Raw genomic sequence first — 26,689 nt, 5'->3', positions numbered from 1 at the left:
TAGAGCGCTGTGCGTATCCTCAGAAACACAACTTGGATATCGTTTTTTTTTCAAGCAGAATACGACAAGCGAGCTCAGCCTCGTTCTCGCGGCCTCGGGGATGTGTATAAGAGCAAGCCGCTGCCCGACGGGCCCGCCGGCGTCGTCCCGGCGGCCGGGCCGGGGGGACGCGGGGTGTGCGGGGGCTGGGCCGAGGGGAGGAACGGGGACTGGACGGTGGGGCCGCCCAGCAGGCTGGAGACCACCAGGACGACGTACGCCGCGGCCGGGAGGACCAGCAGGTAGGCCCAGCGGCGCACCCGGCGCTGCCTGCGCCCCGAGGCGTCCACGAAGACAGGGCCGGCCTCGGGGGCGGGCGCCGCCGGAGGGGGCGGCGCCGTGCTGCCGGAGACCGGATCGCCGAGGAAGAGTTCCAGGGTGTCCTCGTCCGGAATGCCGAGTGGTCGGTACATGCGGTGGCGGCCTCTGGGGTGGGGGAGGGTGGGCGTGGGGGGTGAGGGGTCCCACGCCCTTCAGCGCTGAAGCCGCCGCCGGTGTCACTCCTCCGGGTAGGAACCCGGGCGGGGTGCCGGACGAGCTGGGCCCGGCCGGCACCCGGATGTTCGGTATGCGCGGTCTGTCAGTACAGCGAGACCCTGTACTTGGCGAGGGCCTCCGGTACGGGCTGGTAGAAGGTCGTGCCGCCGGTGCTGCAGTTGCCGCTGCCGCCCGAGGTGAGGCCCAGTGCCTTCGTGCCGTCGTACAGGGCGCCGCCGGAATCGCCGGGCTCGGCGCACACGTTCGTCTGGATCATGCCGCGGACCGTGCCGCCGCCGCTGTAGTGGACGGTCGCGTTCAGCGCGGTGACGGTGCCGCTCTTGGTGCCGGTGGTGGAACCGCTGCGCTTGACCGGTTCGCCGACGTACGCGTCGGCGGGGGTGAAGCCGCCGGGGTGGCTGAGCGAGGCGTTGTCGTAGCGGACCAGCGCGTAGTCGTTGCCCGGGAAGCTGGAGCCGACGGTGGGGCCGATCAGGGTGCTCTGGGCGGAGCTCGTGTACCAGGTCTTGACCACGTTGCCGCAGTGGCCGGCCGTGAGGAAGTAGTACGTGCTGCCGCTGACCACGTTGAAACCGAGCGAGCAGCGGTACCCGCTGCCGTAGATGGCGTCGCCCGCGCCCAGGAGCCGGGTGAACCTGCCCGGCGTGCGGTCGATGCGCAGCGCGCCCGCCGCGTCGCCCGCCGCCTGCCGGATCTTCGCCAGTCCGGCGGCGGACACGGTGCTGTCGGCGGTCACGACGACCCGGCCGGCGGCCCGGTCGACGTACCACGCCGTGCCGCCGACGTCCGCGCCGAGCACGGCCTCGTCGACCGCCGCGAGCTGCTCGGCGGTGTAGGTCCGCGGAGCGGCCGCCGCGGCGTGCGGCAGGGAGAGCGCGGTGGCCGCCAGCAGTCCGGCGGCGAGGGCGGCGAGCCTGGTCCACCGTGCCGGGCGGGTGGGGGAAGTGGTGCGCGTGATCCTCACTGATCTCCTCCTCGGAGCGTCGGGGCCTGGGGATGCGGCCCTGTGAGGCGCGTCAGGACCATGGTTGAGTGGCATGTTCCTGACAGGCGCTGGCGAGGAGTATGCGCACCGGGACCGTACGCCCACAAGCCCCCGGCCGCGTACCGGGTGGCGGGGAGGCAGCGGGGAGGGCGGCATGGCGGGCAGCGGGGCGGTCATCGAAATGCCCGCCGCATCCGCATAAGGTGAGGGAAGCCGGAATCACCCCTTTTCGGGCTGGTGTGCAGCGGTACGAGGCGGAGGGTCGTCCATGGCGCAGAAGCGGGTCATCACGGTGTTCGGCGCGACGGGGTCGCAGGGCGGGGCCCTGGTGCGGGCGGCCCTCGCGGACGGCGAGTTCGCCGTCCGGGCCGTCACCCGCAACCCCGACTCCGACCGGGCGCGGGAGCTGGTGGAGCTCGGCGCCGACGTCGTCCCGGCCGACATGGACGACGCCGCCAGCCTGCCGGCCGTGCTGGAGGGCGCCTACGGGGCGTACGTGGTCACCAACTTCTGGGAGCACATGTCCGCCCGGCGGGAGAAGGAGCAGGCCCAGGCCGTCGCCCACGCCGCCGCGCACGCCGGCGTGCAGCACGTGATCTGGTCCACCCTGGAGGACACCCGGGACTGCATCCCGCTGGACGACGAGCGGATGCCCGTCCTCCAGGGCGAGTACAAGGTGCCGCACTTCGACGGCAAGGCGGAGGCCGACCACTACTTCACCGACGAGGGCGCTCCCACCACCTTCCTGCGCACCACCTTCTACTGGGAGAACCTCCTCACCACCTTCGCCCCGCAGCTCGGCGAGGACGGCGTCCTGCGGATCGTCTTCCCGATGGGCACGAGCAGGCTCTCCGGCATCGGCGTCGACGACATCGGCAGGACCGCGCTCTCCGTGTTCAAGCGGGGCACCGACCTGATCGGCGCCACCGTCAGCATCGCCGGCGAGCACCTGGCGCTCGCCGACATGGCCGCCGTCCTCACCGAGGTTGCCGGCCGGCCGGTGGAGTACGCCCCGCTGACCCCGGACGAGTTCCGCGCGCTGGGCTTCCCCGGGGCCGACGAGGCCGGGAACATGTTCCAGTTCTACGCCGACTGCGAGGAGCGCTTCGTCCGCGCCCGGGACCTTCAGGAGGTACGCGCCCTCGACCCGGAACTCCAGTCCTTCGCCACCTGGGCGGCCGCGCACCGCGAGGAGTTCGCCCGGCTCTGAACCGCGGGGCCGGGCGGGGCGCCGGGCCGGGGTCCGGGCCGGGGGTCCGGGCGCTCAGAGCCAGGGGATCTGCTCGGCCGCGTACCGGTACGCCCGGAACACCGAGTTCTGCGCACCCCGGGAGGACTCCAGGCCCACCCCCTCGCCGAACGCGCCGAACTCCGGGACCACGTACTCCCACACCACGTCGCCCTCGGGCGTCACCTCGAAGAGGCGGCCGAACGAGCCCTCGGCGACGAAGGTGTTGCCGTTGGGCAGGCGCTGGGCGCTGGACATGTAGGGGCTGTAGAAGTTCTGCGGCGGGTTGTCCTCGTACGACCACACCTCCAGGCCCGTGGCCGGGTCCAGCTCCAGCACCCGGGAGTACGGCACCGAGGTCGTGTCGCGGTAGGTGCCGTTGTCGAAGACCAGGATGTTGCCGTTCTCCAGCTCGTTCGGATGGTGCTGCTGCGCCAGGACGTCGGGGCCGATCCGCCAGCGTACGGAGCCGGTGGCGCGGTCCACGGCCACGGTCGTGGACGCGCTGCGGAAGCCCACCAGCACGGAGCCGTCGGCGAGTTCGTCGACCGTGTTGGCCATCGGCCAGTGCTCCCGGGCGAAGTGCGGGTTCAGCGGCACCTCCTCGGGATCGAGGTGCTCGATCGCGGACCAGCGCCACACGACCTCGCCGCTCCAGGTCAGCTCGTGCACGACGTCGCCGTAGACCTGCCCGCCGGCCGCCTCCGAGCCCGGGATGCCGCCGCGGATCCGGGCCGCGTCGGCCGGGGACAGCGGCTCGACGCCGAGCACGAGAAGGTTGCCGCCCCGCAGGACCGAGGCGTCGTGGTGGTGGAAGGGGTGGCGGACCTCGCGCAGCACGGTGCCGTCGGGGGCGAGTTCCTGGAGGATGCCGCCGTGGTAGACGTCCCAGATGGGGAACAGGCTCGGTCCCCCGGTGTCCTTTCCCTGGTAGAAGAGGTTGCCGTTCGGCAGCAGCCGGGCGTGCCGGCCCGGCGGGTGGGGGGAGCTCCAGGTGTGGACGGTGCGGCCCTCGATGTCGACGAGGCGGACCTCGCCGGGACCGGCGATCGGCGTGTAGAGGGTGTAGCCGCCGTAGCTGCGCAGGGGGTCGTGGGCGCGCAGGCCGAGGCCGCGGCGGCGCAGGGTGTTCTGGTCGACGGACATGGTGGGTGGCTCCTGTCGGGGTCGGGGTCGGGGTCGGGATCTGGGTCGGGGTCGGGGTCGGGGTCGGGGCGGGACGGCGGGGCGTCGGTCGGCGCAGGCGCGTCAGCCGGTGGTGACGGCGGCCGGGTCGACGGCCGCGAGCGGGGCGGTGTGGAGCCGTTCCCGCAGTGCGGAGCGGTCGGCGGAGCCGGGGAGGCCCTGCGCGGCCTTGGCCCAGGCGGCCTCCTCCTGCAACTGCGTGAGCAGCTCGGCGGAGAGCGTGGCGCCGTAGGTGTAGCGGGGCTGGAAGGCCTCCACGTACCCGGCCTGGAGGGCACCCTGGGACTGCGCGAGCACGGCGCGCCGCGCGCCCGCCGGGTCGGCCGTGAGCTCGCGCTGGGCCCGCAGCAGCGCCCGTAGCACGGCGGTGGCGCTTTCGTCGTCGGCCGAGGGGCCGGCGATCAGCAGGGTCCGCGCGGCGTAACCGGCGAACGGGAGCTCGGCGTACCGCTCGCCGAGGGCGGTACGGGCGGCCTCGTAGAAGCTGGGGAACGTGACCCCGGCGTCGATGTCGCCGCGGGCGAGGGCCGCGGGGACCTGGCCGGGCGCCAGGTTGACCACCGTGACGTCGGCGGCCGACAGCTGTGCGGACGCGAGCATCCGGGACAGCGCGTACTCGGTGTTCGTGCCCTGGGGGACGCCCACCTTGCGGCCCCTGAGCCCGTCGAAGCCGGCGACGGCGCGGTCGGTCCGGGTGAGCAGCCGCCAGTCGGAGAAGCGGGACAGCTCGGCGACGATGCGTACGTCGCGCCCGCCCAGCGCGGCCGTCACGGCGGGCAGGTCGCCCACCACGCCGAACTGTGCCTGGCCGCCGAGGACGGCGTTCAACGCGTCACGGCCGGTCGGCAGGGTGGTGACGGCAGCGTCCACGCCCTCGGCGGCCCACAGCCGCCGCTCCTGGGCGAGGTGGACGGGGGCGCCGCCCAGGTGGTCGCTGCCGGCGATGGTGACGGGCGAGCGGGCGCCGCCGCCCGGGCCGGCGGCGCAGGCCGTCATGAAGGGGGAGAGCAGCGCCACCACGAGGGCGGCGGCCACCGCACGGGGTCCTGGCACGGTGCACTGTCCTTTCCGGGGAGTCGGAAGCGAAGCGGAGGAAGCGGAGGAAGCGGAGGAGGCGTCGGAAGGTCAGGAGGAGGGGGGAAGCAGGGGGCGGAGGAGTCACCCCGTGCCGAGGTGTCCGGCGATGCGGGCACGCAGGGCCGGGTCCGCGGGACCCTCCGGTACCGCGTGGTCGCCCAGTACACGGCCCGGCGTGCCGCCGAGCACGACGACCCGCTCGGCCAGCGCCAATGCCTCGTCGATGTCGTGCGTGACGAACAGCACGGTGGTGCCGGTGCGTTGCCACAGCCGTCGCAGCAACTCCTGCATACGGGTGCGCGTCAGGGCGTCCAGGGCGCCGAACGGCTCGTCCAGCAGCAGGACATCGGGCTCGGCGGCCAGCGCCCGGGCCAGCGCCACGCGCTGCTGCATCCCGCCGGACAGCTGCGCCGGGTACCTCTCGACGCCGTCCGCGAGACCGACCTCCGCCAGTGCGGCGAGGGCCCGCCGCCGGCGTTCCGTCCTCGGCAGCCCGAAGCGCTTGAGCGCGAACTCGACGTTGCCGCGGGCCGTGCGCCAGGGGAAGAGCGCGTACTGCTGGAACACCATGCCGCGGTCCGGACCGGGGCCGCAGACCTGCGTACCGCCGACCGCGACCCGCCCGGCCGCCGGCCGGACGAATCCCGCCACAGCGCCGAGCAGGGTGGACTTCCCGCAACCGCTGGGGCCGAGCAGCGCCGTGAAGGACCCGGCGGGGAATTCGAGGTCGGTGCGGTCCAGCACCGGCACCGCAGCCCGGCGCGAGGTCCGGCCGTAGTCGACGGCCAGCCCCTCCAGCCGTACCGCCCGGCTCATGACGCCTCCCGGTGCACGAAGCGGCGCCCGATCCCGGCCAGCACCAGGTCGACGGCCACGCCGAGGAGCCCGAGCACGATCAGCCCGGCGAACATCCGGTCCACCCGCAGGAACTGCCCGTCGACCTGGAGCCGGTACGCCAATCCGCTCTGCGCGCCGCCGAGTTCCGCCGCCACCAGGGCCAGCAGCGCCACCGAGGCCCCGTAGCGGAGCGCCGCGAGCAGCGCGGGCGCGGCGGCCGGCAGCAGCACCTCGGTGAACCGCCGGTGCAGCGGCGCACCCAGTGACCGGGCCGCGCGCAGGTGCGTCACCGGTACGCGTGACACCCCGTCATGGACGTACAGCCAGACGGCGAGCAGCACCGCGTAGGCGATCAGCAGCCGCTTCGCGGTCTCCCCGATGCCGAACCAGGCCGTCGCGAGCGGAACCAGGGCGATCGCCGGGATGGGACGCAGGAACGAGACGACCGGTGTGACGGCGGCGGACAGCAGGGGCAGGTATCCGGTGGCGAAGCCCAGTGCCCCGCCCACCACCGCGCCGAGCGCGAAGCCCTGCCCGGCGCGGGCCAGGCTGGCGCCGAGATCGGTGGCCAGGGTGCCGCTGCCGGCGCTGTCCGCCAGGGCCGCCAGGGTCTGGGCGGGTGAGGGGAGCAGGCCGGGGGCCGCCGCTCCGGACAGGGCCAGGAGCTGCCAGGCCGCGAGCACGGCAGCCGCCGCCGCCACGGCCGGACCGAGCCGGCCCGGGGCCCGGCCGCCGCCCGCGGGCATCCGGCGGCGAAGGGCCCGCCCCTGAAGAGCCCGGCCTTCCGGTGGTGAGGGGGGAGAGGCGTGCACGTGACGACTCCTCGCTTCCTTGGCCTGCATCGATAAGTGAGGTCAATAATTGACGAGGTCTATGAAGGGCGTGTTGCGGGAGTGCGAAACCTGTCCCGGCCGGGCCCGGCGGACCCGCCGCGATGCGGTACGTTCGCCTGCGTGCCTCGACCCGCGCCCACACCGGAAGCGATCGACGTCGGACGGGTGATCCGCGACTGCCGCAAGCAGCGCGGCGTCTCCATGGCGGCCCTCGCCGCCCGTTCCGGCCTCTCGCAGCCCTTCCTCAGCCAGCTGGAACGGGGCCTCGCCACGCCCAGCCTCAGCTCGATCTACCGGATCGCCGAGGCCCTGGACGTCACCCCCGGCACCTTCCTGCGGCCCCCCGGCAGGCCCGGCACGGTCAGCCACGAGAGCGACCCCCAGGTCATCCGGGTCGACGAGACCGCGGGGCAGGTCGCCCACGTGCTCATCCCCGGCGGCCGCAGCACGGTCCTGGAGGCCTACGAGCACCACTTCGAGCCGGGCCTGGGCGAGCGCGGCTGGTTCGAACACCCCGGCGAGGACTTCCTCTACGTACTGGAGGGGGAGATCGTCCTGGAGGTCGAGGGCGAGGACCCGCTGACCCTGCGCGCCGGGCAGAGCGCCCACCACCGCGGCGAAGTACCGCACCGCTGCCGCCTGTCGGGCCCGTCCGCGGCCCGCACCCTCCTCGTGGTCGCGAACGCCTGACCCCGCCCGGACCGCTCCGGCGCCCGGGCCCGTCAGCGACGCGTATGAACCGGGCCGGCCGGCGTCAAGGTCCCGTCAGGGCGGGGCGCGCACGGCGCGGGGACGGGCATAGCTTTCGACCGTCACCCCGCTCGTGGTCCCCAGGGAGGGTCCCCCATGTGTCTGTTCCAGTACGCCGACGACGCCGAGCCCGAGGAACCCGTCCCGGCCGGACCGCTGTACGTACCCGTCCGGCCGGGAACGAGCGAGGTGGTGGTCCGGATGTTCCGCACCCCTCTGGGCGCGCGTACCGCCGTCGGCTTCACCGCCCCGCAGCTGCTCGCCGCGACCCTCGGGCCGCGCCAGCCCTGGATCCGGCTCTCCGAAGCGGCGCTGCGCGCCCTCGCCGAGCCGCTCGGCACGACCCTGCTGACCGTCGACCCGACCCTGTCGGCCCCTGCCGCGGCCCCCGCCCTGGCCGCCGTACCGGGGCAGCCGCCACGCACCGCGCCCGCCCCCTGCGCCCCCGTACGGTCCGTGTGACGGGCCGGCGATGACCACCCGTAGGAGGGGCTGGGGCCGGACGTCTGCTCGGCCGGCGAGCTCGAAGGCCCGGGCGGTCGTCGGACCGGCCGGGGTCGCCGTCGTGCCGGCGACCGGGCGGACTCCGCGTGAGCGACCTCCGCAGCGCGAGCGACCTCCGTGCGACCTCCGTGCGACCTCCGCGCCGGTCAGACGAAGTTGACCTCCGCACGCCCCAGCAGCGGGTCGTCCGTCAGCCTGAACAGCGGGACGGAGAAGTTGCCGGACCGGAACCGGCCGCCGAAGTGCAGTCCCAGCACCTGGTGCCCGGCCAGGTCGAAGACGGGCGATCCGCTGTTGCCGCCCAGCGTCGAGCAGTCGTGGCCCATCGACCCGTCCGGGTTGAACCCCGTCGTGGTGCCCGGCTGCAGCCGCTTGACGTTGTAGATGTCCATGAAGATCCGGCTCATGGCCTCCGGTTCGTTGCGGCGTCCGTCCCGCGCCGGATAGCCGACCACGTACACGGGCCGGCCGACCAGGTCCGGCGGGGCCTCGCCCGCGATCGCCAGCGGCGTCGGCAGGGAACCGCCGCCCGCGCCGGCGGTGACCCGCAGCAGCGCCATGTCGACATCCCGGTGGATGCCGATGATCTCGGTGACCGCGAACTCGAACGTGCCGTCGGACGGCGGCGCGCCGAGCTCCTCGGCCGTGTCGATCCGTGCGCCCATGCCCTGGCGGAAGGTGAACGTCCCCTGGCCGTCGGACCGGCTGAACTCGGCGGCGACATGGCGGTTGGTCATCACCACGTCGGGCGCGACCAGGAATCCCGTACCGAGCCAGTCCAGGTCGGCGTGCCCGGTGACCTCCACCCGGCCCACCCGGGCGATCGACTGCTGGATGCCGGCCCGCTGCCCGTCGAGCACGGACCAGTCACCGCTCTGGGAAGGGAAGTCCTGGTTCTGGACCAGAATCGCCGGCCGGCCCTGGAGCAGGACGATGGCCTCGACGCCGAAGTACTCGTCGTCGTCGACGTCGTCGGCGCGGCCCTCGGCGAGCTTCTCCAGCCCGCGCGCACCCGCCTCCAGCACCTTGGCGCGCTCCTCCTGGGCGGCGCGCTCGATCTGGGCGGCGGCCGCCTCGGCGGGCGCGAGTTCCTCCTCCGATTCGACGATCTCCGCCTCCAGACCCTTGCGTACGCGTGCGGCGACCTCGGCGAGGTCCTCGGTGAAGACCTTGTCGGGGCTGGTCGCCACGGGTGAACCACCACGCATGTCACACCTCCTGGGGTTACGGGTGCCCGTTCAGGGCGGCCTGGGCCGCCGTGATCTCGTCGTGGACCTGCGGGGCGTGCTCCCGCAGGTGCCGCATGACCGCGCTCAGCTGCGTCCCGACGTTGACGAAGGCCGTGCTCTTGCCCTGGAAGCTGACGTCGGTCACCCGCCGGGTGCCGCGGTGCAGGGCCACCACCGTCCAGTCGTCGGTCATGACGGGGGACCCGGAGGAGCCGCCGCGGGTGTCGGTGAAGTAGCGCACGTCCTGCTCGTCCGCCTCGAACACCAGGTTGTTGCGCAGCGCGATCCGCTTCGGCTCCCCGCCCGGGTGCTGGATGATGTTGACGGCCACCGGCACGTCCTTGGTGACCACGAGCGGCTCGGTGGCGACCCGCAGGTACGTCTTGGGCGCGGTGTCGGCCAGCCGCAGCACCGCGTAGTCCAGCTTCTCGTCCCAGGCCAGCAGCTCTGCGCCCGGGATCTCCTGGACGTCCGGGTCGTCCTCGGTGAGGTAGTCGAACCGGGACCGGGAGCCGGTGGCCTGGAGCTTCAGGTCCGTCTCGTCCACCACCTGGCGCGCCCCCTCGGTGCGGCTGCGGGCGTTGACCACGTGGTGGTTCGTCACGAGCAGGCCGGGGGCGATGAGCCAGCCGGTCCCGTTGTGCGGCAGCGCCAGCGGCTGGAGCAGGGCGCCCCCCTGGTACGGCAGCACCTTCACCCGCGCGACGGAGGAGCCGGCCAGTGCGCCCGCGCTGAGGAACGCGAAGGGCACGGTGTCGTCACGGAAGATGATCTCTTCCTTGGTCTCCCCGGTCGGGACGTCGGGCGCCACGTCGGGCTCACCGGCCGCGTCCCGCACCACCTGGTCCAGGGCCTCCTGGTAGATGTCCCGCGCGGCGGCGTCGGTGAGCTGGTCGACGGCGTTGCGCAGCCAGACGGCCAGCGGCACGGTGCCGTCGATCAGGCGCTCCACCCGGTTCATCGAGTTGAGGTCGGAGAGCACTTGCGGGCCGGGCGCCGGGAGCACCGGCAGCGCACCCACGTACTTGGGGAGGATTCCCGTGAACAGCAGGCGCCGCATCATCGGGTCCGCGAGGCCCTGCTCCAGGGCGGTGTCCTTCAGCCGCTGGACGTCTTCCTGCGGGAGATACGGGTCGCTCATGGTTGCTCAGGCCGCTCGGCCGTTCCCTCCGTCGAGTCTGCGTCCGGCGCTTTGGGGCCGGCGGCCGGGGCGCCCGCGCTCATCGCGGCAGCAACGCCGGAGACGAGCTCGCCGCTGCGGTCACCGAGGTTCAGCATCTGTCCGGCCAGCTGGTCCAGCGTGCCGCGCTGGCGTGCCTCGTGCAGCATCTGCGTCGTGGCCGTGGGTGTGCCGACGGCCGTGACCGCCGGCACCTGCGGGCCGATCGCGCTCTCCAGCAGTTCGCGCAGTGTGGCGCGCAGCTCGGGCTGGTGGGCGATGGCCTGGCCGATGGCCCCGGCCAGGGCGTCCAGCACGCCGTCCTCGTTCTCGGGCAGCCCCACGACGCCCAGGGTGTGTTCTAGGACCCGTGGGTACCCGGGGGAGCACTCGGCCGCCGCCGCCCGCGCCAGCGCGGGCTGCCGGGCCAGCTCGGAGTCCGGCAGCCCCTGCAGACGCTCGGCGAGCATGCTGTCCACCTCCGGGTCCCGTTCGCCGGCGGATCCCAGCCGCGCCCGCTCCAGCAGTGCGCCCAGTGCCTCGGACTCCCGGCCCAGCGCGGTGGCGATCTGCTCGGCCTCCACCAGGTCCTCGTCGGCCGCGGCGAGATCCCCGGCCTCCTTCGCCAGCCGCGCCGACATCAGCAGCAGTTCCAGCTGGAGCTCGGAGAACCCGGCCTGCTCGGCGCGTTCCACCGCCTCGTCGGCGTGGGCACGGGCTTCCTCCCGGCGCCCCAGGCGGTCCAGGGTCTCCACCCACAACGGGTGCAGCCGACTGCCCGCCGTCCAGGGGCGGCGCTCCGCGAGCCGTGCCGCGGCAGCGTCGTTCAACTCCTGGGACAGCAGGTCCTCCACCTCGTTGGCGATGTTCTCCTCCCAGTCCTCCTGGTCGGCTTCGGCCAGTACCTCGTCCGTGGGCCGGCCGCCGAGATGACCGCTCAAGTACGCGGCCGACCGGCCGGCCATGTCCTCCTCGGCCCCGGCGAGGAACCGCTCCACGCCGGGCAGCCAGCGTTCCTCCACCGAGCGCGGGCTCTCGTTCAGCCGCAGCCGGTGGTAGATCTCCTCCGCCCGCGCCTGGAGCCCCTCCCGGGCCGCGTAGTACGCCACCGCCCGCTGCCCGACGGCCCGCATCAGGTCCCTGCGGTCCCGGTCGGCCAGCCGAAGCATGATGCCCCGCAGGTCTCTGCGGTGGCGTACGGTGTCCGGGCTGACGGGCTCCATCAGGTCGAGGCGGGCGAGCTGCTGGAACAGGCGGATGGCTTCCACGTCGGAGGGGACCGGCAGCCCGCACGGCTCCGCGAGCACCTCCCTGACGAGATCGGAGGTGATGGTCCGCAGGGCGAGCCCGGCCTGAGCCAGGGTGCGCACCCCGGCGTCGCCGATGCGCTCCAGGATCCGCTCGTAGAGCGTGCCCTGGATGAGCATCTGGTCCACCTTGCGGAAGATCCTGCGGGGGAGGCTGTCGAGCAGCGCGTTCACCGCCGTCCTCTCCTCACCCAGCCGGGCCACTGCCAGCGCGGCGAGCTTCAGGCTCAGCGGGTGCCCGCCGACGCGCGCGGCGAGCTGTTCGGCCAGCCGTACGTCGGTCACGCCGTCGGAGACCAGCAGGGCCACCGCGGCCTCCGGGTCAAGGTCGCCCAGTTCGATGACAAGGGGCTGGACCGTCCGACCCGGGTGCTCGACGAGCCGGCCGGAGACGACGGTCCGCAGTCGCGGGTGATCCTGGTAGAGGGCTCCCCAGACGGCCCACATGCGGCTGAGTACGGGGGACCCGCGGTACTGGGCCTCCTCGAAGGAGTCGATCACGATGACGAAGGGCGGCTGCTCGGCACCAGGGGGCAGTTCGGTCGCCCGGACGATCAGGGCCGCCAGCCGCCGCGCCAGGCTCGCCTCGCGGAAGGCGGCCTTGGCGTGCACCCCCGAGGAGGTACGGCGGCCCATGCTCGCCCGGGTGGTGGACAGCTCGTAGAGCTCGTCGACCTCCTGCCGCTCGGAGCGGTGGGTGCCGGCGGCCTCCTCACACTCCGTGGCGAGCGCGTCGAACTCCGCCCGGTGGTCGGGGAACTGGATGCCGACCTGCCGGGCCATCTCCGCGATGAGGGTGGCCGGCTCGTGCACCGACAGGGTGGGCCGCTCGAAGTCGATGTAGGCGAAGGGGAACGGGGTGGGGGCGTCGTCCAAGGCGTCCAGCAGGAACTTCGCCAGCAGGGTGCTCTTGCCGATCCCGCCCGGTCCATGGATCAGGACCGGCGGCACCAAGCCGCTGCTGGAGTCGGTGGCCGACGCACCCCGCTCCTGGTGCAGTTTGCCGTACCTGGTGGTCGGCGGCAGCCCGAGGTACGCACGCAGGACCGCCATCTCCTCTGCGCGGCCGTAGAAGGGACCCTGCACCAGGCGTTCGAGCGGGGCCCGCAGCCGGACACGGTCCACCCGCTTGTGGATCTCGGCCGGGTGGGGAAGGCGGGTGATGCCCGGCACCTGGGCCAGCCACAGCACCGCCCGGAGGGTGTGCAGCAGCTCGTCCAGGCTCGATCGCGACAGGTCCGGGGGCCAGCCGCTGAGGTAGGCGAGAGCGGTCCGCTCGGGGCCGGGGCCGTCCGGTACCTGATCGATATTGGCCAGCAGGGCGCGGCGCGCCGCCTCCGGCCCGGCGAGGCCGCGCAGTGCCGCGTCGCGGATCTCGGGCTTGAGTTCCCAGAGGGTGGAGCGGATGCTGACGGCACGCGCGTCGCGGACGAGTTCGAGGAGGGCCTTCCCGGTGGGCTGCTCCTCGCCCGGCAGCCGCAGCTTCCTGGGGTCGAACCGGCTCAGCAGGCAGGCAGCCTCCCGGTAGCCCGTGCGCAGGTCGGGCAGCGAAGGCGCCGGGACGGCCGCGGCGCCGCCCAGGCGCTCGTGCAGCCGAGCGGTGAAGTCCTCGCCGGGGCCGAGGGAGCGGTAGAGCCGGACCGTCTCCTCCGCCGCCCTGCCCACCTTGCGCATGAAGCTGTCCTCGCCGGGGGCCTCGCCTGCCGCCAGCACGGCGGGCGCCGCGGCGTCCACCAGGGCTGCCACGCGGTCCGGGGCCGGCGGATCCTGGGCTCCGGGTGCCGGGGTCTTGCTGAAGAACTCGTGGAAGAACGTCCGCAGGTCGTCCTTGCCGACCACCCGCGCCGTGTCCCGTACCTCGTTCTTGCTGATCTCTACAGGAAGATGGCGCATCGAAGAGGAGTAGCCGAGCAGCACCAGCCGGGGCGGCTTCAGTCCCTGTCGGGGCGGGTTGTTGTAGATCGCCAGTGCGATCTTGCCGATGAAGTCCCAGACGTCGGAGTTGACGTCGAGCTTGTCGCACTCGTCAAGGACGAGCCAGAACTCCTCGCTGGCGGTGGTGGCCTGGCGGACGATGCGGACCGCCGCGATGTCCATCGCCGGCAGTGGATCGTTCAACTGTGTTGGATTCAACGGTGAGCTGCCGACGTGGACGTCGGTGACGGACTCGCTGAGCTGCTGGATCAGCTCTGCCGCCGTCGAGGTCTTGTTCAGCGTCACGCGCACCGGGCAGAACCTTCGGTGGCCGCCCAGATGGCGGATGTAGCTGTAGGTGTACGAGCGTCCGCTGTCCGGCTCGCCGTCCACCGCCAGGACGGTCTTCTCGGGGTCCTCGATGAACTCCCGGACCCTTTGCCGCAGGTCGGCCCGGTCGAGGAACACCTCGGCGCCGTTCCTCAGGATGCTGGTGCGGAACAGGTCCTCGCGCGAGACCTCTTGTTCGACGTCGGCGTCCAGTGCCGCCATGTACTGGACGAGCTGTGCCCCGTCGCTCAGCTGAGTGAGCGAGTCAAGCCTGCTCAGGCACAGGAGCAGAGTGCGCTGCCACTCCAGACCCTTGTTCCGCACGAGCGTGACCAGCGTCAGAGCGTTCTGGGCAGCCGTGGCCCCGACCGGAAAGTTGAACACGAACTCATCGGGGAATCCGACAATTCTGAGCTGGGTCTGCGCATCGCCTACGGAGAAGAGGTGGCCCGCGCACCAATTTCGGACCACATCCCAATCGGTATTGCTGAGCGCCATAGCGCACCTGCACTGCCGCCGCGGCGGCGTGGAAGGACGGACTGCCTGAGGACGAGCTGATGACTACTACTTGTCATGGTTTCACTAGCTCTGCCCCCCTGCAAGATGGTTGAACACCGCACGCACATGGGCCTGTACGGGAGCGCTCCGCAGGTACTCGCCGATGCCGTGGTGGTTGTCGCTGTCGTTCTTCACGAGGTGGTCGGTCACCCGCTCGGGCGGCGCGTACTCGGAGCGGAGCCAGTGGTCGAGCGCCACCAGGTCGCGCAGGTCCGAGACGTTGACCCAGGCCGCGACCCCCGCGGGGACCGCCGACGGCCGCGCCAGCCGGTCCTGGACCTCGGCGATGCCGAGCGGCGAGCCGACCGTGACGAAGAGGCTGACGTCCCGGTGCTCCTCGCGCAGCACCTCGTAGGCGAGGATGGACCCCAGGCTGTGCCCGAGCACGACCAGCGGCCCGTCGCCCACCTGGGCGAGCTCCGTGCGGACGACCTCCCGCATCGCCTCCCCGGCGCCGCCGAAGAAGTAGGCGTGGACGTCCTCGAAGGTGCGCTCGACCAGCAGCTTGAAGATCGGCGAGCGCAGGAACACCGGCAGTGGCAGCGCCCGGACCCCGACCCCCGGGACCGGGGCGGGGAGGGTGTCCTCGCCCCGGTCGAAGGTCTCCGCCGCGTACGTCATCCGGGCCAGCCAGCCGGCCAGCTCGGCCTCCGCGACACCGTCCACCGCGTGGTCCGCGGCCGGCCCCTCCGTCGCCGGCCCGGCGTCGGCGCGCGCCGTGCGCAGCGTGCGCTCGACGAACTCCTCGGGGGTCTCGGGCACGCCCGCGCCAGGCTCCTCCCCGGCCGGGATCCCCGGCTCCCGGCCGGTCACGCGGAGGGACTCCCGGACGGACTCCCGGTCGGTCTCCCGGCCGGAGGTCCCGCCCGGCGCCGGTCCGCCGCCCGCCGACGGGTCGGCCCCGCCGTGGTCGGGCAGGGGCTCGGGGTAGCGGAGCGGCGCCCAGTAGGCCATCCGGGACGCCGCTCCCATGTCCCGGCCGAACAGCGCCCGGTCCCAGTGGGACTTCAGCAGGTCCTTGCGGACCTTGTTGCCGTTGCCATGGACGTAGACGATCGCGGGCTCGGGCATGTCAGGACCGCAGGACCATGTCGTCGTAGGACTCCAGCCGCTTCCAGCGCTCGGCGGGCGCGCGGGTGACGGGCATCAGGTCGGCGGCCGGCAGCGGTCCGAAGTCCAGCCCGGTGAGCTGGACGATGTCCTGCACCGGCACCTGGAAGGTACGGAAGGGGCCGAGCGGCGGCGGGTCGCCGGGCCGGGCGCCGGCCATCGCCCGCTCGAAGTCGCGGGTGAGGTCGGGGCTCTGGTCCAGGATGTAGCCGGTCGAGGCCAGTTGCCCGCCCTGGACGAAGGCGGCCACCTTCCAGAACCGCAGCGGCACCTGGATGCCCCGGTAGGGCGGGTCCGAGTCGTGCAGGACCGGGCCGGTCATGATCGTCAGCTTGCGGTCGAACTCGGCGGCGTGGTCGAGCAGATGGTTCTCCAGCCCCTGCCAGAGCTGCTTGCCCTGGTTGAAGATGTCCTGCTGCGGGGCGGCGTTCGTGTAGTGGAAGGTGTCGGAGTTGGCCCGGTCGCCCTCGGCGGCGCTGCCCCAGACCGGATCGAGCCGGCGGACCAGGTGGCCCCGGTCGAGGCTGTTGTTGCGGTAGATGTCGTTGCCGGACTGCTGCGACTCCGGCAGTCGCGGGTCGAAGTCCCAGGCGTCGTCGCGGGGGACGTTCTCCAGCAGCCGGGAGCCGTCGATGCAGACGGCGGTCGAGGCGGCCAGGCGGCGGTCAGGGCGGTGGACGACGGTGAAGTGCGTGTAGGGGAGGACGACCGTCTCGATCGTGGGGTCGGTCGGCATCGGGAGCGGGACCACCGGGCCGAGGAAGGACTCGTCGTAGCCGGTGCGGTCGGACAGGGCCCCGGCGCGCGCCGCGAGCTCGGGCGGCGTCTCAATTGCGTTCATATGATGGAAGTACCGCGCGGGAGGGCTCCGTCACGGTGCACTGCGCGGGGCCACCCGAACAGCGGCCACCCCCGTGCGTACCCCCGGCAGGCCCGATCGGGCGGCGTCGCGACGGCCGTGGTTCAAGCCCCGGCGGCCACGGAACCCATGCTCTCGTCCCCCTGAGCCCCGCCCGACGAGGAGCATTCATGCCCACCGGACTGTCCCTGCACATCGGACTGAACAGCGTCGACCCCGACAAGTACGACGGCTGGAACGGCCAGCTCGTGGCCTGCGAGAACGACGCGCGCGACATGGCCGCGGTGGCCCGTGCCAACGGGTTCGAGGACACCGTGATCCTCACCCCCGACGGCACGGTGGACAACATCACCGCGCAGCTTCGCGAGGCCGCCGGACAGCTGAAGAACGGCGACATCCTGCTCTTCACCTACTCGGGGCACGGCGGCCAGGTGCCCGACCGCACCGGAGGGGACGCCGAGTCCGACCGCAAGGACGAGACGCTGGTCTTCTACGACCGCCAGTTCCTCGACGACGAGCTGTACCGCGAGTTCCAGGCCTTCGAGCCGGGCGTACGGATCCTCGCCGTGCTCGACTGCTGCCACAGCGGCACCAGCATCGAGTCCGTCCAGGAGCTGCTGAGCCCGCAGGCCATGGAGACGCAGTTCGGCTCCAGCGCCCCGCAGCAGGTCGAGGCCGCGGCCCGGGTGATGCCGATGGACAAGCAGGAGCAGATCTTCGAACGGGACCACGCCTTCTTCGAGAAGCTCCAGCGCGAGCTCAAGAAGGGCAACGGCAAGGCCCCGGACGCCGTGCTCATCGGAGCCTGCCAGGACAACCAGCTGGCCTCCGACGGCAGCGTCAACGGACTGTTCACCGAGCAACTTCTCAGGGTGTGGAACAAGGGCAGCTTCAGCGGCGACTACCGCGACTTCCACCGCGACATCCAACGGCGCATGCCGGCGATCCAGAGCCCGAACTTCTACACCACGGGCACCCCCTCGGAGCAGTTCCTGGCCCAGAAGCCCTTCACCGTCTGAGGACACCGGCGGGCGCCCCGGACGCGGGCGGGGCCCCGTACCGTCCGGCCCGGACGGTACGGGGCCCCGTGAACGGCAGGCCGGACTACGCGGGGATCACCACGTGCCGGGCAGGGTCTGCCAGCTCAGGAAGCCGTTCTCGAACCCGCCGTCGGGCCGGCTCTTGAACGTGAACGCGCCGGTGGCGCCGCTGTGGTAGTTGTACATGCTCAGCACGTCCGCGCGGCCGTCCCCGTCGGCGTCACCGGAGACCGGCATGCTGGTGTTCGAGGCGTACCAGTACTCCTCCGGCGTGTCCCAGCTGCGGACCGCGTCGCCCACCGTGCCGTCCGGCTCGGCGAGCAGCGTGTACAGCGCGCCGTGGCCGTCGCCGTGGTCGTACATCAGGGCGGCGTCGGCGCGGCCGTCCCCGTCGTAGTCGCCGACCGTGAACTTGGTCCGCGCGTAGTCCCACTGCTCCTTGGTCCGCGTCCACGACTTGACCGGCGCGGCGAAGCCGCCGTTCGCCTGGGCCGGGAAGGTGAACATCGCCACGCCGCCGGCCGTGTAGCCGTACAGCGCGCCGTCGCCGGGGCAGTTGCGGCCGCCGTAGGACTGGCCGGTGGCGTCCACGAGCCGCTGCCAGTCCGGCTGGTTGTTCCAGGTGGTGGACTTGGAGATGGTGCCGGTATCCCAGACATGGATGTCACCGGACCTGCAGCTCCAGGAGCCCGCCGACTTCTGCTTGATGCGCAGGGTGGACTCCAGGATCTGCTTGTCCCAGTAGTCCTTCATGCCGACCTGGAAGAAGGTCTTGGCGCAGATGACCGCGTTGCCGTTCTGGGCGTCCTTGGCGCAGCCGACGCGGGCGTCCTTGCTGAGGGTGCCGCCGTTCCAGTAGTTGGTCCCGGCCGAGGACGGGAAGGCGTTGTGCTTGTACGCGATCGTCCACGCCTGCTTCCAGGCGTCCCAGGTCGGGTCGATGACCACGGGGTACGTCGTGCCGGCCGCGTCCAGCAGCTGCCTGTCGGGCGTCAGCGTGAGCTTCTCGCCCTCCAGCGTGACGCCGAGGTCGGCCTGCTTGGTGCCGTTGGTGATGGCCTTGGGCGCGGCGGTGGCCGGGCCGAAGCCGCCGGGGGCCGTCCGCAGGAACTTCGCCCCCGGTGCGGCCGGCCTGGCGCCCGCCTGCGGGTTCTCGCCGCCGGCGTCCCACATCTGGGGCTTGGCCGAGCCGAAGACCGTCTGTCCGGCCGGGTCCACCGCGTGCGATCGGTGGACTGCCCGCCGAGCGCATGACCATGGGCTACAACCACTTCGAACTCCCCACGGTCATGGGCATCGCGGGCAAGACGTTCGTGGGCAAGGTCGACTACTCGCCCATGGGCGACGTCCTGCGCACGGAAGCCGGCCCGGCCGGCTCCCAGCTGTACTCGACCAGCTTCTACGACGAGCAGACCCGCCGGCTGACCCGGCAGGTCCACGACCGGGAGAAGGCGCCCGGCCGGATCAGCGACACGTCGTACGAGTACGACACCATCGGCAACATCCTGAAGGTCACCGACAAGGAGGGGCCTTCAGGCTCTGCCACCACGGACACCCAGTGCTTCGCCTACGACTACATGCGCCGCATGAGCGAGGCGTGGACGGCCACGGACGGCTGCGCGGCCAAGCCGGGCGCCGCCGGACCGGACTCCAGGCCCAAGGTGGGCGGACCGAACCCGTACTGGTCCTCGTACAGCTTCGACGCCGCGGGCAACCGCACCAAGGAGGTCCAGCACTCACCCAGCGGGGAGGCCGCCAAGCAGGTCACGCGTGACTACAAGTACGGCACCCCGGGCAAACCCGGGGCCAACCGGCTGGGACAGGTCACCACCACCGGCCCGCAGGGCGTGCGGTCCGACTCGTTCACCTACGACGACGCCGGCAACACCGACCTGCGGACCGTCCAGGGCAACACCCAGGACTTCGAGAGGGACACCGAGGGCCGGCTGGCCAAGGTGACCGAGGGGTCCAGGACCACCGAGTACGTGTACGACGGCGGCGGCAACCGGCTGATCAAGCGCGACCCGTCGGGCAGCACGCTGTACCTGCCGGGCACCGAGGTCAAGCTCACGCCCGGCGGCAAGGTCGAGGGCACCCGGTACTACGCCAACCGTCCGGCCCCGTCATGGTGCGCACCGCCAAGGACGGCAAGGTCTCCACGTCGTACCTGCTCCAGGACAGCAACGGAACGGCGAACACGAGCGTCGACGCGGCGACCCAGGAGGTCACCCGGCGCAAGTTCACCCCGTTCGGCGAGGTCCGCGGCGCCACTCCCTCCATCTGGCCCGACAAGAAGGGCTTCATCGGCGGGGAGGTGGACGACTCCAGTTCGAGGTGTGTGCCTGCAAGGTCAACGGGCGCCTACGGGGCGGACGCGAACACGTCTGGTTCAGCCCCGAGGACCTGGACATCGGCAGAGCCAAGATCCTTTATGCTGGCCCGACCAAGGGACTGGGATGACCGGGGCCCGGGAGGACCAGGGGACCGGGACGACCGGGACGACCGGGAACGGTGAGGGGTAGTCGTGGAATTCACCGGATACGCCACGGATCTCGTCCTGGGCGGTGCCCCGGGTGACCTGTTCGGCCGCCTCTCGCCGAAGCTCGCCGAGAAGTGGCCGGCGTACCTCATCAACGGATCCGACCACCGCTCCTTCGATTTCGGCTCGATCGCCTTCGACCCCGAAGCCGACCCGGCCGACTCGGAGATCGCGACGTTCAGCCGCGATCTCGCCATGGAGGAGTTCTGGGAGGAACAGGGGTACGCGCTGGGGACGGACGGAGAAGGACCGTTCGCCGTCTTCTACAGGCCGTTCCGCGAGTTCTCGGTCACGGTCGACCGGGGCACGGAGACCGGCAGCGGAGTCGACTGGCACGGCGCGGTCCTCCTCGTCCCGGAAGGATTCCACGTGTCCCTGGTGACACCTGAGGACCCGTCCTCGGACCCGTTCTCCGGCTGGGTGCGCGACACGCTCCTGCGCTCGGTCTGGTGACACCCCCGCCCCGCCGCCGAAGCGGCCGAACGGCCGCACGGCCACCGGGCACGGCAAGAAGCCCTGCCGAGGCGAAACGCCTCGGCAGGGCTTCTTCGTACCGCTGCAGCGGCACGTCCGTCAGAAACGGTCCTGCGGCAGCGGGAACGGCGGGGCCGGCTTCGGGCCCGTCAGACGCCTGCCCTCCGCCGGAGGCGTGGTGCAGGTGACGTCCTCGTACGGCAGGCGACCCGTGGCCAGGTACGCCGTGACGGGCGCGTTCGCGCACGACGCCTCGTCGAAGAGGTACACGCCGTGGCCCTCGCCGCCGGCCGCGAGGACCATGCGGGAGCCCTTCAGCGCGCGGTGCAGGCCCTCACCGCTGGACAGCGGGGTCTGGGAGTCCCACTCGTTCTGGACGGTCATGACCGGCGTCCGGTTGTTGACCGCCGTGGCCTTCTCCACCGGCCGGTCCCAGAACGCGCACGGCATGATGTTCGAGGCGAAGTCGCCGAACAGCGGGTAGCGCTCCTTGTCGCGGACCGCGTCGCGGCGGTACTGCTCCGGGTCGCGCGGCCAGGCGTCGGTGTCCCCGCACACCACGGCCCAGAAGACCGCCGAGCTGTTGTCCTGCGCCGGCTCCGCGGCGCGCCGGAACCTGCCCGGCAGGCCCTGCGGCGGCGTGCGGCCCTCGGCGGCCGCCTTGACGGCCTGGACGAACTGCGCCGCCTCCTTCGGGTAGAAGAACAGCGCCCGCGCGGACCGCAGGGCGTCCCCGTCGAACTTCTGCCCGTCGATGACGACCGGCTCCCGGTCGGCACGCGCCACCAGGTCCCAGAAGGTCTTCGACACCGCGTCAGGGGTCTCGCCGAGCCCGTACTCGCCGGACCGCTCGGCCGTCCACCGCGCCCACCTCTGGAACGCCGGCTCCGCGGCCTCGGCCCACACCTGGATCATGCCGCGCCAGGCACGCGCGGGGTCCACACCGCTGTCGAGCACGAAGCGGTCGGTGCGGTGCGGGAACATCTCCGTGTACACGGCGCCCAGGTAGGTGCCGTAGGAGTAGCCCAGGTACGAGATCTTCCGCTCGCCCAGCACCGCGCGCACCAGGTCCATGTCGCGCGCGGTGTTGCGGGTGGTGATGTGCGGCAGCACCGCGCCCGACTGCGCACGGCACTTGTCGGCCACCGCCTTGGCCCATGCCACGTCCTCGGCGAACTTCTCCGGCTTGTACGGGCGCAGGAAGTCCATCTCGCCGTCCGTCATGGCACAGCTGATCGGGCTGCTGCGCCCCACACCGCGCGGATCGAAGCCGATGAGGTCGTACTGTTCGCGGACCTCCTTCGGCAGCGCCGTGTCGAACAGGACGGGCAGGTCGAGACCCGGTCCGCCCGGCCCGCCGGGGTTGAGCAGCATGACGCCGCGCCGCTTGGCGGGGTCGGCGGCCTTCATCCGCGAGACGGCCAGGTCCAGCTTCTGGCCCTGCGGACGCCGGTAGTCGAGCGGGACCTTGACGGTCGCGCACTCGTACGACGCGGGCAGCTGGGGGTCGGGGTCGCAGCGCTGCCAGTCCAGCTTCTGCGTGAGGTACTCGGGGGTCGGGGCGGTGGCTGTCGGGGCGGTCGGGGCGGTCGGGGCTGCCGAGGCCTGGGCGGGTGCCAGGGCGGGGGCCAGGGCCGCGAAGACGCCCGCGGCGAGCAGCGGTGCGAATCGTCGCATGCGCACGAAAGCCGTTCCTTTCGCTGATGTTCGGACATCACCACCCTGGGTTATGCGACGGCTGCGCGAATCATCACGAAGGCGGGCTTGCGATACTCCTGACGAATGAGGGGGAAGCGGTCAACTGGCCGGAAAGAACGCCAAGGTTGACCGGGCCCACCGGAATTCCGTGGGCCCGGCGCGCGGTCCGGTCGGGCCGGCGGCTCGGTCGGGGTGCGGTCCGGTCCGGTCGGGTCGGGTCGGCGGTCCGGTCAGGCCGGCGGTCCGGTCGGTCGGCGATCCCGTCGGGTCGGCGGTCCGGTCGGGTCGGCGGTCCGGTCGGGTCGGCGGTCCGGTCAGCCCGCCGATCCCGTCGGGCCGGCGATCCCGTCAGGCCGGCGGTTCGGCCAGGCCCTCCGGGAGGGGGCCCGTGTGGACGATGCCCAGGGCCTGCGTGGCCCGGGTCAGTGCCACGTACAGATCGCTCGGCTCCAGCTCCGCCGGCTCCACCACGACCACCGTGTCGAACTCCAGCCCCTTGGCCTGCCGCGGGTCCAGCAGCACCACCGTCCGGGTCAGGTCCGGCTCGGCCCCTGGCCGTACGCCGGGCAGCGCCTGCGCCAGCCGCTCGTGCAGGGCCCGTGGTGCGATCACCGCCAGCCGGCCGTCCGCCGGCAGGTGCCGCGCCACCGCCTCGCCCACCGTGCCCGCCAGGTCGGCCGCGGCCCGCAGCAGCCAGGGCCGCACCCCGGTGGACCGCACCGACCTCGGCGGCTCGAAGCCGGGATGGCGGGCCCGCAGTACCGCCGCCGCCACGTCCATGATCTCGGCGGGCGTACGGTAGTTGACACCGAGGCGGACCAGCTCCCACCTGTCCTCGACGTAGGGGGCGAGGATCTGCTGCCAGGAGCCGCAGCCCGCCTCGTCGCCCGTCTGCGCCGGGTCGCCGACCAGCGTCATGGAACGGGTCGGGCAGCGCCGCATCAGCAGCCGCCACGCCATCGCCGACAACTCCTGCGCCTCGTCCACGATGACGTGCCCGAAGGCCCAGGTCCGGTCGGCCGCGGCCCGCTCGGCCGTGCTGCGGTGGTCGGCCTCCTCGTGGCGCTCGGCCATCCGCTCGGCGTCGATGATGTCGTGCGCGGCCAGGAACTCGTTCTCCTGGTCCTCGAACTCGAAGCTCTCCGAGCCCGCCGACAGGTCCAGCACGCCCTGCGCGTAGGCGACCCGCTCCAGGCGCTCCCGTTCCTCGGCGGCCCGCTGCGCCGTGTCGTCGAAGCCCAGCAGCTCGGCCGCCTCGTCCAGCAGCGGTACGTCGGCCGGGGTCCAGGCCCCGCCCGCCGGCCGCCGGATCAGCTCCGCGTCCGCCTCGGACAGGTGCGTGGGGTCGGCCAGGAAGTCCTCGACCAGCGCCCGCGGGGTCAGTTCCGGCCACAGGGAATCGATGGCGGCGTGCACCTCCGAGCTGGTGGCGATCTCCTTGCCGAGCTGCGCGACGTCGTCCGGACCGAGCAGGTTCGGGCCGCCGTACGGGTCCGCGCCCAGCCGGTCGGCGAGCTGCTCGGTGAGCGCGTCGATGATCCGGAAGGCGAAGTAGGGGCGGGCGAGGTTGTGCGGCAGACCGGTGGAACGGGCGCGGTCCCGCGCCTCATGGGCCATCGTGCGGTCCAGCAGCAGCGTCCCGTAGTCGTCGTGGTCGATCTCCAGCGCCGCCTCCGGCACCACGTCGGCCTCCTCCCCGCTGCCCGCCGGCACGGTCTCCGGCAACGTCTGGCGGTCCGCCACCACGCGGGCGAGTACGTCGGCCATCGCTGCCCGGCCCTTGACCGCGGCCGCGCCCGGGCGGTCCGTACCGGTGGCGCGGACGCCGGGGAACAGCTCGCCGGGGGAGGCGAGCAGCACCCCGGTCTCGCCGAGGGCGGGCAGCACCTCGCCGATGTAGCCGAGGAAGGCCGGGTTCGGGCCCACGATCAGGACACCGCGCTTGGCGAGCTGCTCCCGGTAGGCGTACAGCAGGTACGCGGCCCGGTGCAGGGCGACGGCGGTCTTGCCGGTGCCCGGTCCGCCCTCGACCACGAGGACGCCGCGGTGCGGGGAGCGGATGATGCGGTCCTGCTCGGCCTGGATGGTCTCCACGATGTCGTGCATCCGGCCGGTGCGGGCGGCGTCGAGCGCGGCGAGCAGCACGGCGTCCGCGTCGGCGCCCTCGTGGCCGGTGCGCTCGGTGTCGGTGAGGTCGAGGATCTCGTCGTGCAGCGCGGTGACCTCACGGCCCTCGGTGGTGATGTGGCGGCGCCGGCGCAGACCCATGGGGTGGTGCCCGGTCGCCAGGTAGAAGGGGCGGGCGACCTCCGCCCGCCAGTCGAGGACCAGGGGGGTGCGCTCGGCGTCGTCCTTCCGGATGCCGATGCGGCCGATGTGGTGGTCCCGGCCGTCGGAGAACTCCAGACGGCCGAAGCAGAGCCCGCTCTCGCCGGAATTCAGCGCGGAAAGCAGCCCGGACTGCTCGGCGACCAGCACATCGCGTTCCAGGCGCGCCTGGGCTCCGTTGCCGACCTCGCGCAGGGCCCCGCGGACCGCTCGTTCCGCCTGTTCACGCAGGTGGTCGAGGCGCACGTAGAGGTCGGTGACGAATTTCTGCTCGCTCCGGAATTCCTCGGTTGACAATTCCACTCCTGACACGATATGGTGTCTCCATAAGGTTTTCACGCGCCTTTGGTGTGCCTGTGGGCGTGAAATACCCAATATACGCAGAGAAATACCCCGACCGCCAATGCGGTCGGGGTATTTCTCTGCGTGGCGGGGTGACGGGGGTGGGCGGTGGTGGCGGGGTGACGGTGGTGGCGGGCGAGGCGCGACCGAGGGCCCCCGTCCCCGGGGGCCCTCGTCCGAGCGGTCGGGTCGCGCCATCCCGTCACATCGCGCCGCGGCCCCTCGGCCTGCCGCTCACGCCCTGACCGGCGTTGGCGGCCATGGCCAGAGCCAGGAGCAGGGCGACGGCACCGGTGATGACGTTGTTGAGCACGCTGCGCGTGACGTCGAACGGTCCTGCGACGACCCACGGGGAGATGATCGTGAACGCGCCGATCGCGCAGGCGGCCCACGCCATGGAGTGCGTGCGCTCGTAGGCGTTCCCGACGCCCAGGAGCAGGCTGTACGCGACACCCATGATCAGGTTGCACACCGCCAGCGGGGTGAGGATCGCGAAGCCGGCAATCCATGGCGACGCGGCCAGGTACACGCCCGTGAGCAGCGCCAGCGTCTCTATGGCCTGTGCTCTGGGTGTGGCGGTGGCCCGCTCGAACCGGGAGCGCATCTCGGCGACGTCGGGGTGGTGCTCGATGCTTGGGCTGGGATGAGTGGTCATGATGGCCGCCTTCTGGAGGAGCCCTTATCTACTCTTTATCCCCCTTATGCCCCATGTGACCCCTTCTGAACCCCGCTGGTCAAGGGGTGCATTGCATCGAATCGGAGTCAGATCGGTGTCTCCGACGCCACGTCGGCTGTCTCGGTGATGTCGAACAGGACGCCGTCGGGATCGCGCAGCGTCACGCACCGCTCGGCCTCGGCGGTGTGCACCGCGGAGGCCCGGTGCCCACCGAGCGACAGGGCCGCCTCGGTGGCCCGCTCCAGGTCGGGCACCCGGAAGTGCACGTGCCAGCGCGGCCGGAGCTGCGGGTCCACGGTGGTCGGCTCGCCGACGTGGCTGGCCAGCCGGGCGACCGGCTCCCCCGCCTGCCGCAGGACCACCTTGTCCTCCTCGTAGGCCACCTCGCAGCAGCCGGTCCGGCCGGTGGCCCACTCCAGCACCTCCCCGTAGAACAGGGCGGCGTCGAAGGCGTTGCGGGTGTGCAGTTCCAGCCAGGCGGGCGAGGCACCCTCCCCGACCCGCCACTCCGAGCGCACGTTCCCCTCCCAGACCCCGAAGATCGCGCCGTCGGGGTCGGCCGCCAGCACGGCGCGCCCGTGGCCGGCCAGCGAGACCGGGCCCACCGCGACGGTGCCGGTCCGCTCGCGGATGCGGTCCACGGCCGTGTCCGCGTCGTCGACCGCGAAGTAGGGGGTCCAGGCCGCCGCCAGGGCCATGTCCGAGGTGAGCTCCCCGATACCCGCCACGGGCACCCCGTGCGACACCGCCACGGTGAAGGCCTCACCCGGCGCACCGGGCCGGAAGTCCCACTCCAGCACCCCGCCGTAGAAGCGCTGCGACGCCTCCACATCGCGGGACATCAGGCTCACCCAGCACGGTGCGCCGAACACGTCACCCGTCGAGATCCTCATCGCCTGCCACCTTCCCACGTTCCCAGCGTCTCACCTTGTGGAGGGAGGGCCGTGTCCCCCTGCGGAACGATGCGGCGCCGCCCGAACGGCGGATAACCTCCCGATCATGGACAAGATCATCCGTCGCGCGTTAACTGCGGCTGCGGCCGTGGCCGCGGTCACCGCCCCGCTGTCCCTCGCTGCCGCCGTCCCGGCCGCCGCGGCCGCCCCAGCGCCGGCCCCGGTCGCAGCGTCGGCTGCCGCCGGGCATGCTGCTCCCGTCCCGGCCGCCGCTGTGCCCGCTGCCTTTGCCCCGGC

Annotated in this window: 23 protein-coding genes; 7 read left to right on the top strand and 16 right to left on the bottom strand. The window is 72.4% G+C overall.

Going from position 1 to position 26,689, the window contains the following annotated elements; translation table 11 throughout:
* Nucleotides 1-74: 74 nt before the first annotated feature.
* Entirely contained in the window at nt 75-452 is a 378-nt protein-coding gene (locus GPJ59_RS13055) for a hypothetical protein (protein WP_219667255.1), read from the bottom strand.
* A gap of 167 nt (nt 453-619) precedes the next feature.
* Nucleotides 620-1,501, bottom strand: a complete 882-nt coding sequence (locus tag GPJ59_RS13050; protein ID WP_219667254.1) for a S1 family peptidase — start codon at nt 1,499-1,501, stop codon at nt 620-622.
* Between the two features lie 289 nt (nt 1,502-1,790).
* Here GPJ59_RS13050 and GPJ59_RS13045 point away from each other — a divergent pair, with 289 nt between their 5' ends.
* Nucleotides 1,791-2,732 (top strand): NmrA/HSCARG family protein, encoded by a 942-nt coding sequence (locus GPJ59_RS13045; protein WP_219667253.1) that lies wholly within the window; start codon nt 1,791-1,793, stop codon nt 2,730-2,732.
* A 54-nt stretch (nt 2,733-2,786) separates the two neighbouring features.
* Here the strand turns inward: GPJ59_RS13045 and GPJ59_RS13040 are convergent, their stop codons facing one another.
* The 4 genes from GPJ59_RS13040 to GPJ59_RS13025 all read right to left on the bottom strand — a co-directional run bounded on the left by GPJ59_RS13040 (nt 2,787) and on the right by GPJ59_RS13025 (nt 6,550).
* Entirely contained in the window at nt 2,787-3,896 is a 1,110-nt protein-coding gene (locus tag GPJ59_RS13040) for an aryl-sulfate sulfotransferase (RefSeq protein WP_219667252.1), read from the bottom strand.
* A gap of 102 nt (nt 3,897-3,998) precedes the next feature.
* Nucleotides 3,999-4,988, bottom strand: a complete 990-nt coding sequence (locus GPJ59_RS13035; RefSeq protein WP_219667251.1) for an ABC transporter substrate-binding protein — start codon at nt 4,986-4,988, stop codon at nt 3,999-4,001.
* A 105-nt stretch (nt 4,989-5,093) separates the two neighbouring features.
* Complete coding sequence (locus GPJ59_RS13030; protein WP_219667250.1) at nt 5,094-5,828, bottom strand: ABC transporter ATP-binding protein; 735 nt, start codon at nt 5,826-5,828, stop codon at nt 5,094-5,096.
* Nucleotides 5,825-6,550, bottom strand: coding sequence for an ABC transporter permease (locus GPJ59_RS13025; protein WP_308120270.1), 726 nt, complete (start codon nt 6,548-6,550; stop codon nt 5,825-5,827). The genes GPJ59_RS13030 and GPJ59_RS13025 overlap by 4 nt, the downstream gene beginning before the upstream one ends.
* A 252-nt stretch (nt 6,551-6,802) precedes the next feature.
* Between GPJ59_RS13025 and GPJ59_RS13020 the strand changes: the two genes are divergently transcribed.
* Complete coding sequence (locus tag GPJ59_RS13020) at nt 6,803-7,372, top strand: helix-turn-helix domain-containing protein (protein ID WP_219667249.1); 570 nt, start codon at nt 6,803-6,805, stop codon at nt 7,370-7,372.
* Between the two features lie 156 nt (nt 7,373-7,528).
* Entirely contained in the window at nt 7,529-7,894 is a 366-nt protein-coding gene (locus GPJ59_RS13015; RefSeq protein ID WP_219667248.1) for an SAV_915 family protein, read from the top strand.
* A 188-nt stretch (nt 7,895-8,082) separates the two neighbouring features.
* Here the strand turns inward: GPJ59_RS13015 and GPJ59_RS13010 are convergent, their stop codons facing one another.
* From GPJ59_RS13010 to GPJ59_RS12990, 5 genes are all read right to left on the bottom strand, one after another.
* Complete coding sequence (locus GPJ59_RS13010; protein ID WP_219667247.1) at nt 8,083-9,144, bottom strand: trypsin-like serine peptidase; 1,062 nt, start codon at nt 9,142-9,144, stop codon at nt 8,083-8,085.
* 16 nt (nt 9,145-9,160) lie between these two features.
* The gene (locus GPJ59_RS13005; protein ID WP_219667246.1) at nt 9,161-10,306 is read right to left on the bottom strand and encodes a trypsin-like peptidase domain-containing protein; all 1,146 of its coding nucleotides are present in this window, start codon (nt 10,304-10,306) and stop codon (nt 9,161-9,163) included.
* Nucleotides 10,303-14,259 carry an ATP-binding protein gene (locus tag GPJ59_RS38485; protein WP_308120269.1) on the bottom strand — a complete coding sequence of 1,319 codons (3,957 nt, stop codon included), beginning with the start codon at nt 14,257-14,259 and terminating at the stop codon, nt 10,303-10,305. Before GPJ59_RS38485 ends, GPJ59_RS13005 begins: the two co-directional genes overlap by 4 nt.
* A 198-nt stretch (nt 14,260-14,457) precedes the next feature.
* Nucleotides 14,458-15,504: a hypothetical protein gene (locus GPJ59_RS12995; protein ID WP_219667245.1), complete on the bottom strand. Its 1,047-nt coding sequence runs from the start codon at nt 15,502-15,504 to the stop codon at nt 14,458-14,460.
* Between the two features lies 1 nt (nt 15,505).
* On the bottom strand, nt 15,506-16,384 hold the full coding sequence (locus GPJ59_RS12990; protein ID WP_219667244.1) for a DNA/RNA non-specific endonuclease: 879 nt from the start codon (nt 16,382-16,384) through the stop codon (nt 15,506-15,508).
* Nucleotides 16,385-16,572: 188 nt separating this feature from the next.
* Between GPJ59_RS12990 and GPJ59_RS12985 the strand changes: the two genes are divergently transcribed.
* Nucleotides 16,573-17,421, top strand: coding sequence for a caspase family protein (locus GPJ59_RS12985; protein WP_219667243.1), 849 nt, complete (start codon nt 16,573-16,575; stop codon nt 17,419-17,421).
* Between the two features lie 96 nt (nt 17,422-17,517).
* Here GPJ59_RS12985 and GPJ59_RS38480 read toward each other — a convergent pair whose 3' ends face one another.
* Nucleotides 17,518-18,660, bottom strand: coding sequence for an FG-GAP repeat domain-containing protein (locus tag GPJ59_RS38480; protein WP_219667242.1), 1,143 nt, complete (start codon nt 18,658-18,660; stop codon nt 17,518-17,520).
* 32 nt (nt 18,661-18,692) lie between these two features.
* Here GPJ59_RS38480 and GPJ59_RS12975 point away from each other — a divergent pair, with 32 nt between their 5' ends.
* Together GPJ59_RS12975 and GPJ59_RS12970 are read left to right on the top strand one after the other, a co-directional pair.
* On the top strand, nt 18,693-19,964 hold the full coding sequence (locus GPJ59_RS12975) for a hypothetical protein (protein WP_219667241.1): 1,272 nt from the start codon (nt 18,693-18,695) through the stop codon (nt 19,962-19,964).
* Between the two features lie 2 nt (nt 19,965-19,966).
* Entirely contained in the window at nt 19,967-20,434 is a 468-nt protein-coding gene (locus GPJ59_RS12970; RefSeq protein WP_219667240.1) for a hypothetical protein, read from the top strand.
* 120 nt (nt 20,435-20,554) lie between these two features.
* On the opposite strand, the gene GPJ59_RS12965 is transcribed toward GPJ59_RS12970, so the two are convergent.
* The 4 genes from GPJ59_RS12965 to GPJ59_RS12950 form a co-directional block, all read right to left on the bottom strand.
* Entirely contained in the window at nt 20,555-22,138 is a 1,584-nt protein-coding gene (locus tag GPJ59_RS12965) for an alpha/beta hydrolase (RefSeq protein WP_219667239.1), read from the bottom strand.
* 363 nt (nt 22,139-22,501) lie between these two features.
* Complete coding sequence (locus GPJ59_RS12960) at nt 22,502-24,778, bottom strand: HelD family protein (protein ID WP_219667257.1); 2,277 nt, start codon at nt 24,776-24,778, stop codon at nt 22,502-22,504.
* Nucleotides 24,779-25,025: 247 nt separating this feature from the next.
* On the bottom strand, nt 25,026-25,478 hold the full coding sequence (locus tag GPJ59_RS12955; protein WP_219667238.1) for an SPW repeat protein: 453 nt from the start codon (nt 25,476-25,478) through the stop codon (nt 25,026-25,028).
* 107 nt (nt 25,479-25,585) lie between these two features.
* Entirely contained in the window at nt 25,586-26,392 is an 807-nt protein-coding gene (locus GPJ59_RS12950) for a VOC family protein (protein WP_258024314.1), read from the bottom strand.
* A 106-nt stretch (nt 26,393-26,498) separates the two neighbouring features.
* Here GPJ59_RS12950 and GPJ59_RS12945 point away from each other — a divergent pair.
* Nucleotides 26,499-26,689, top strand: a 191-nt coding sequence (locus GPJ59_RS12945; RefSeq protein WP_219667237.1) for a hypothetical protein, incomplete at its 3' end; no start/stop codon positions are given.

Source organism: Streptomyces bambusae, from assembly GCF_019400985.1.
GTDB classification, from domain to species: Bacteria; Actinomycetota; Actinomycetes; order Streptomycetales; family Streptomycetaceae; genus Streptomyces; species Streptomyces bambusae_A.
This window is presented reverse-complemented; position numbering and strand designations above follow the sequence as displayed.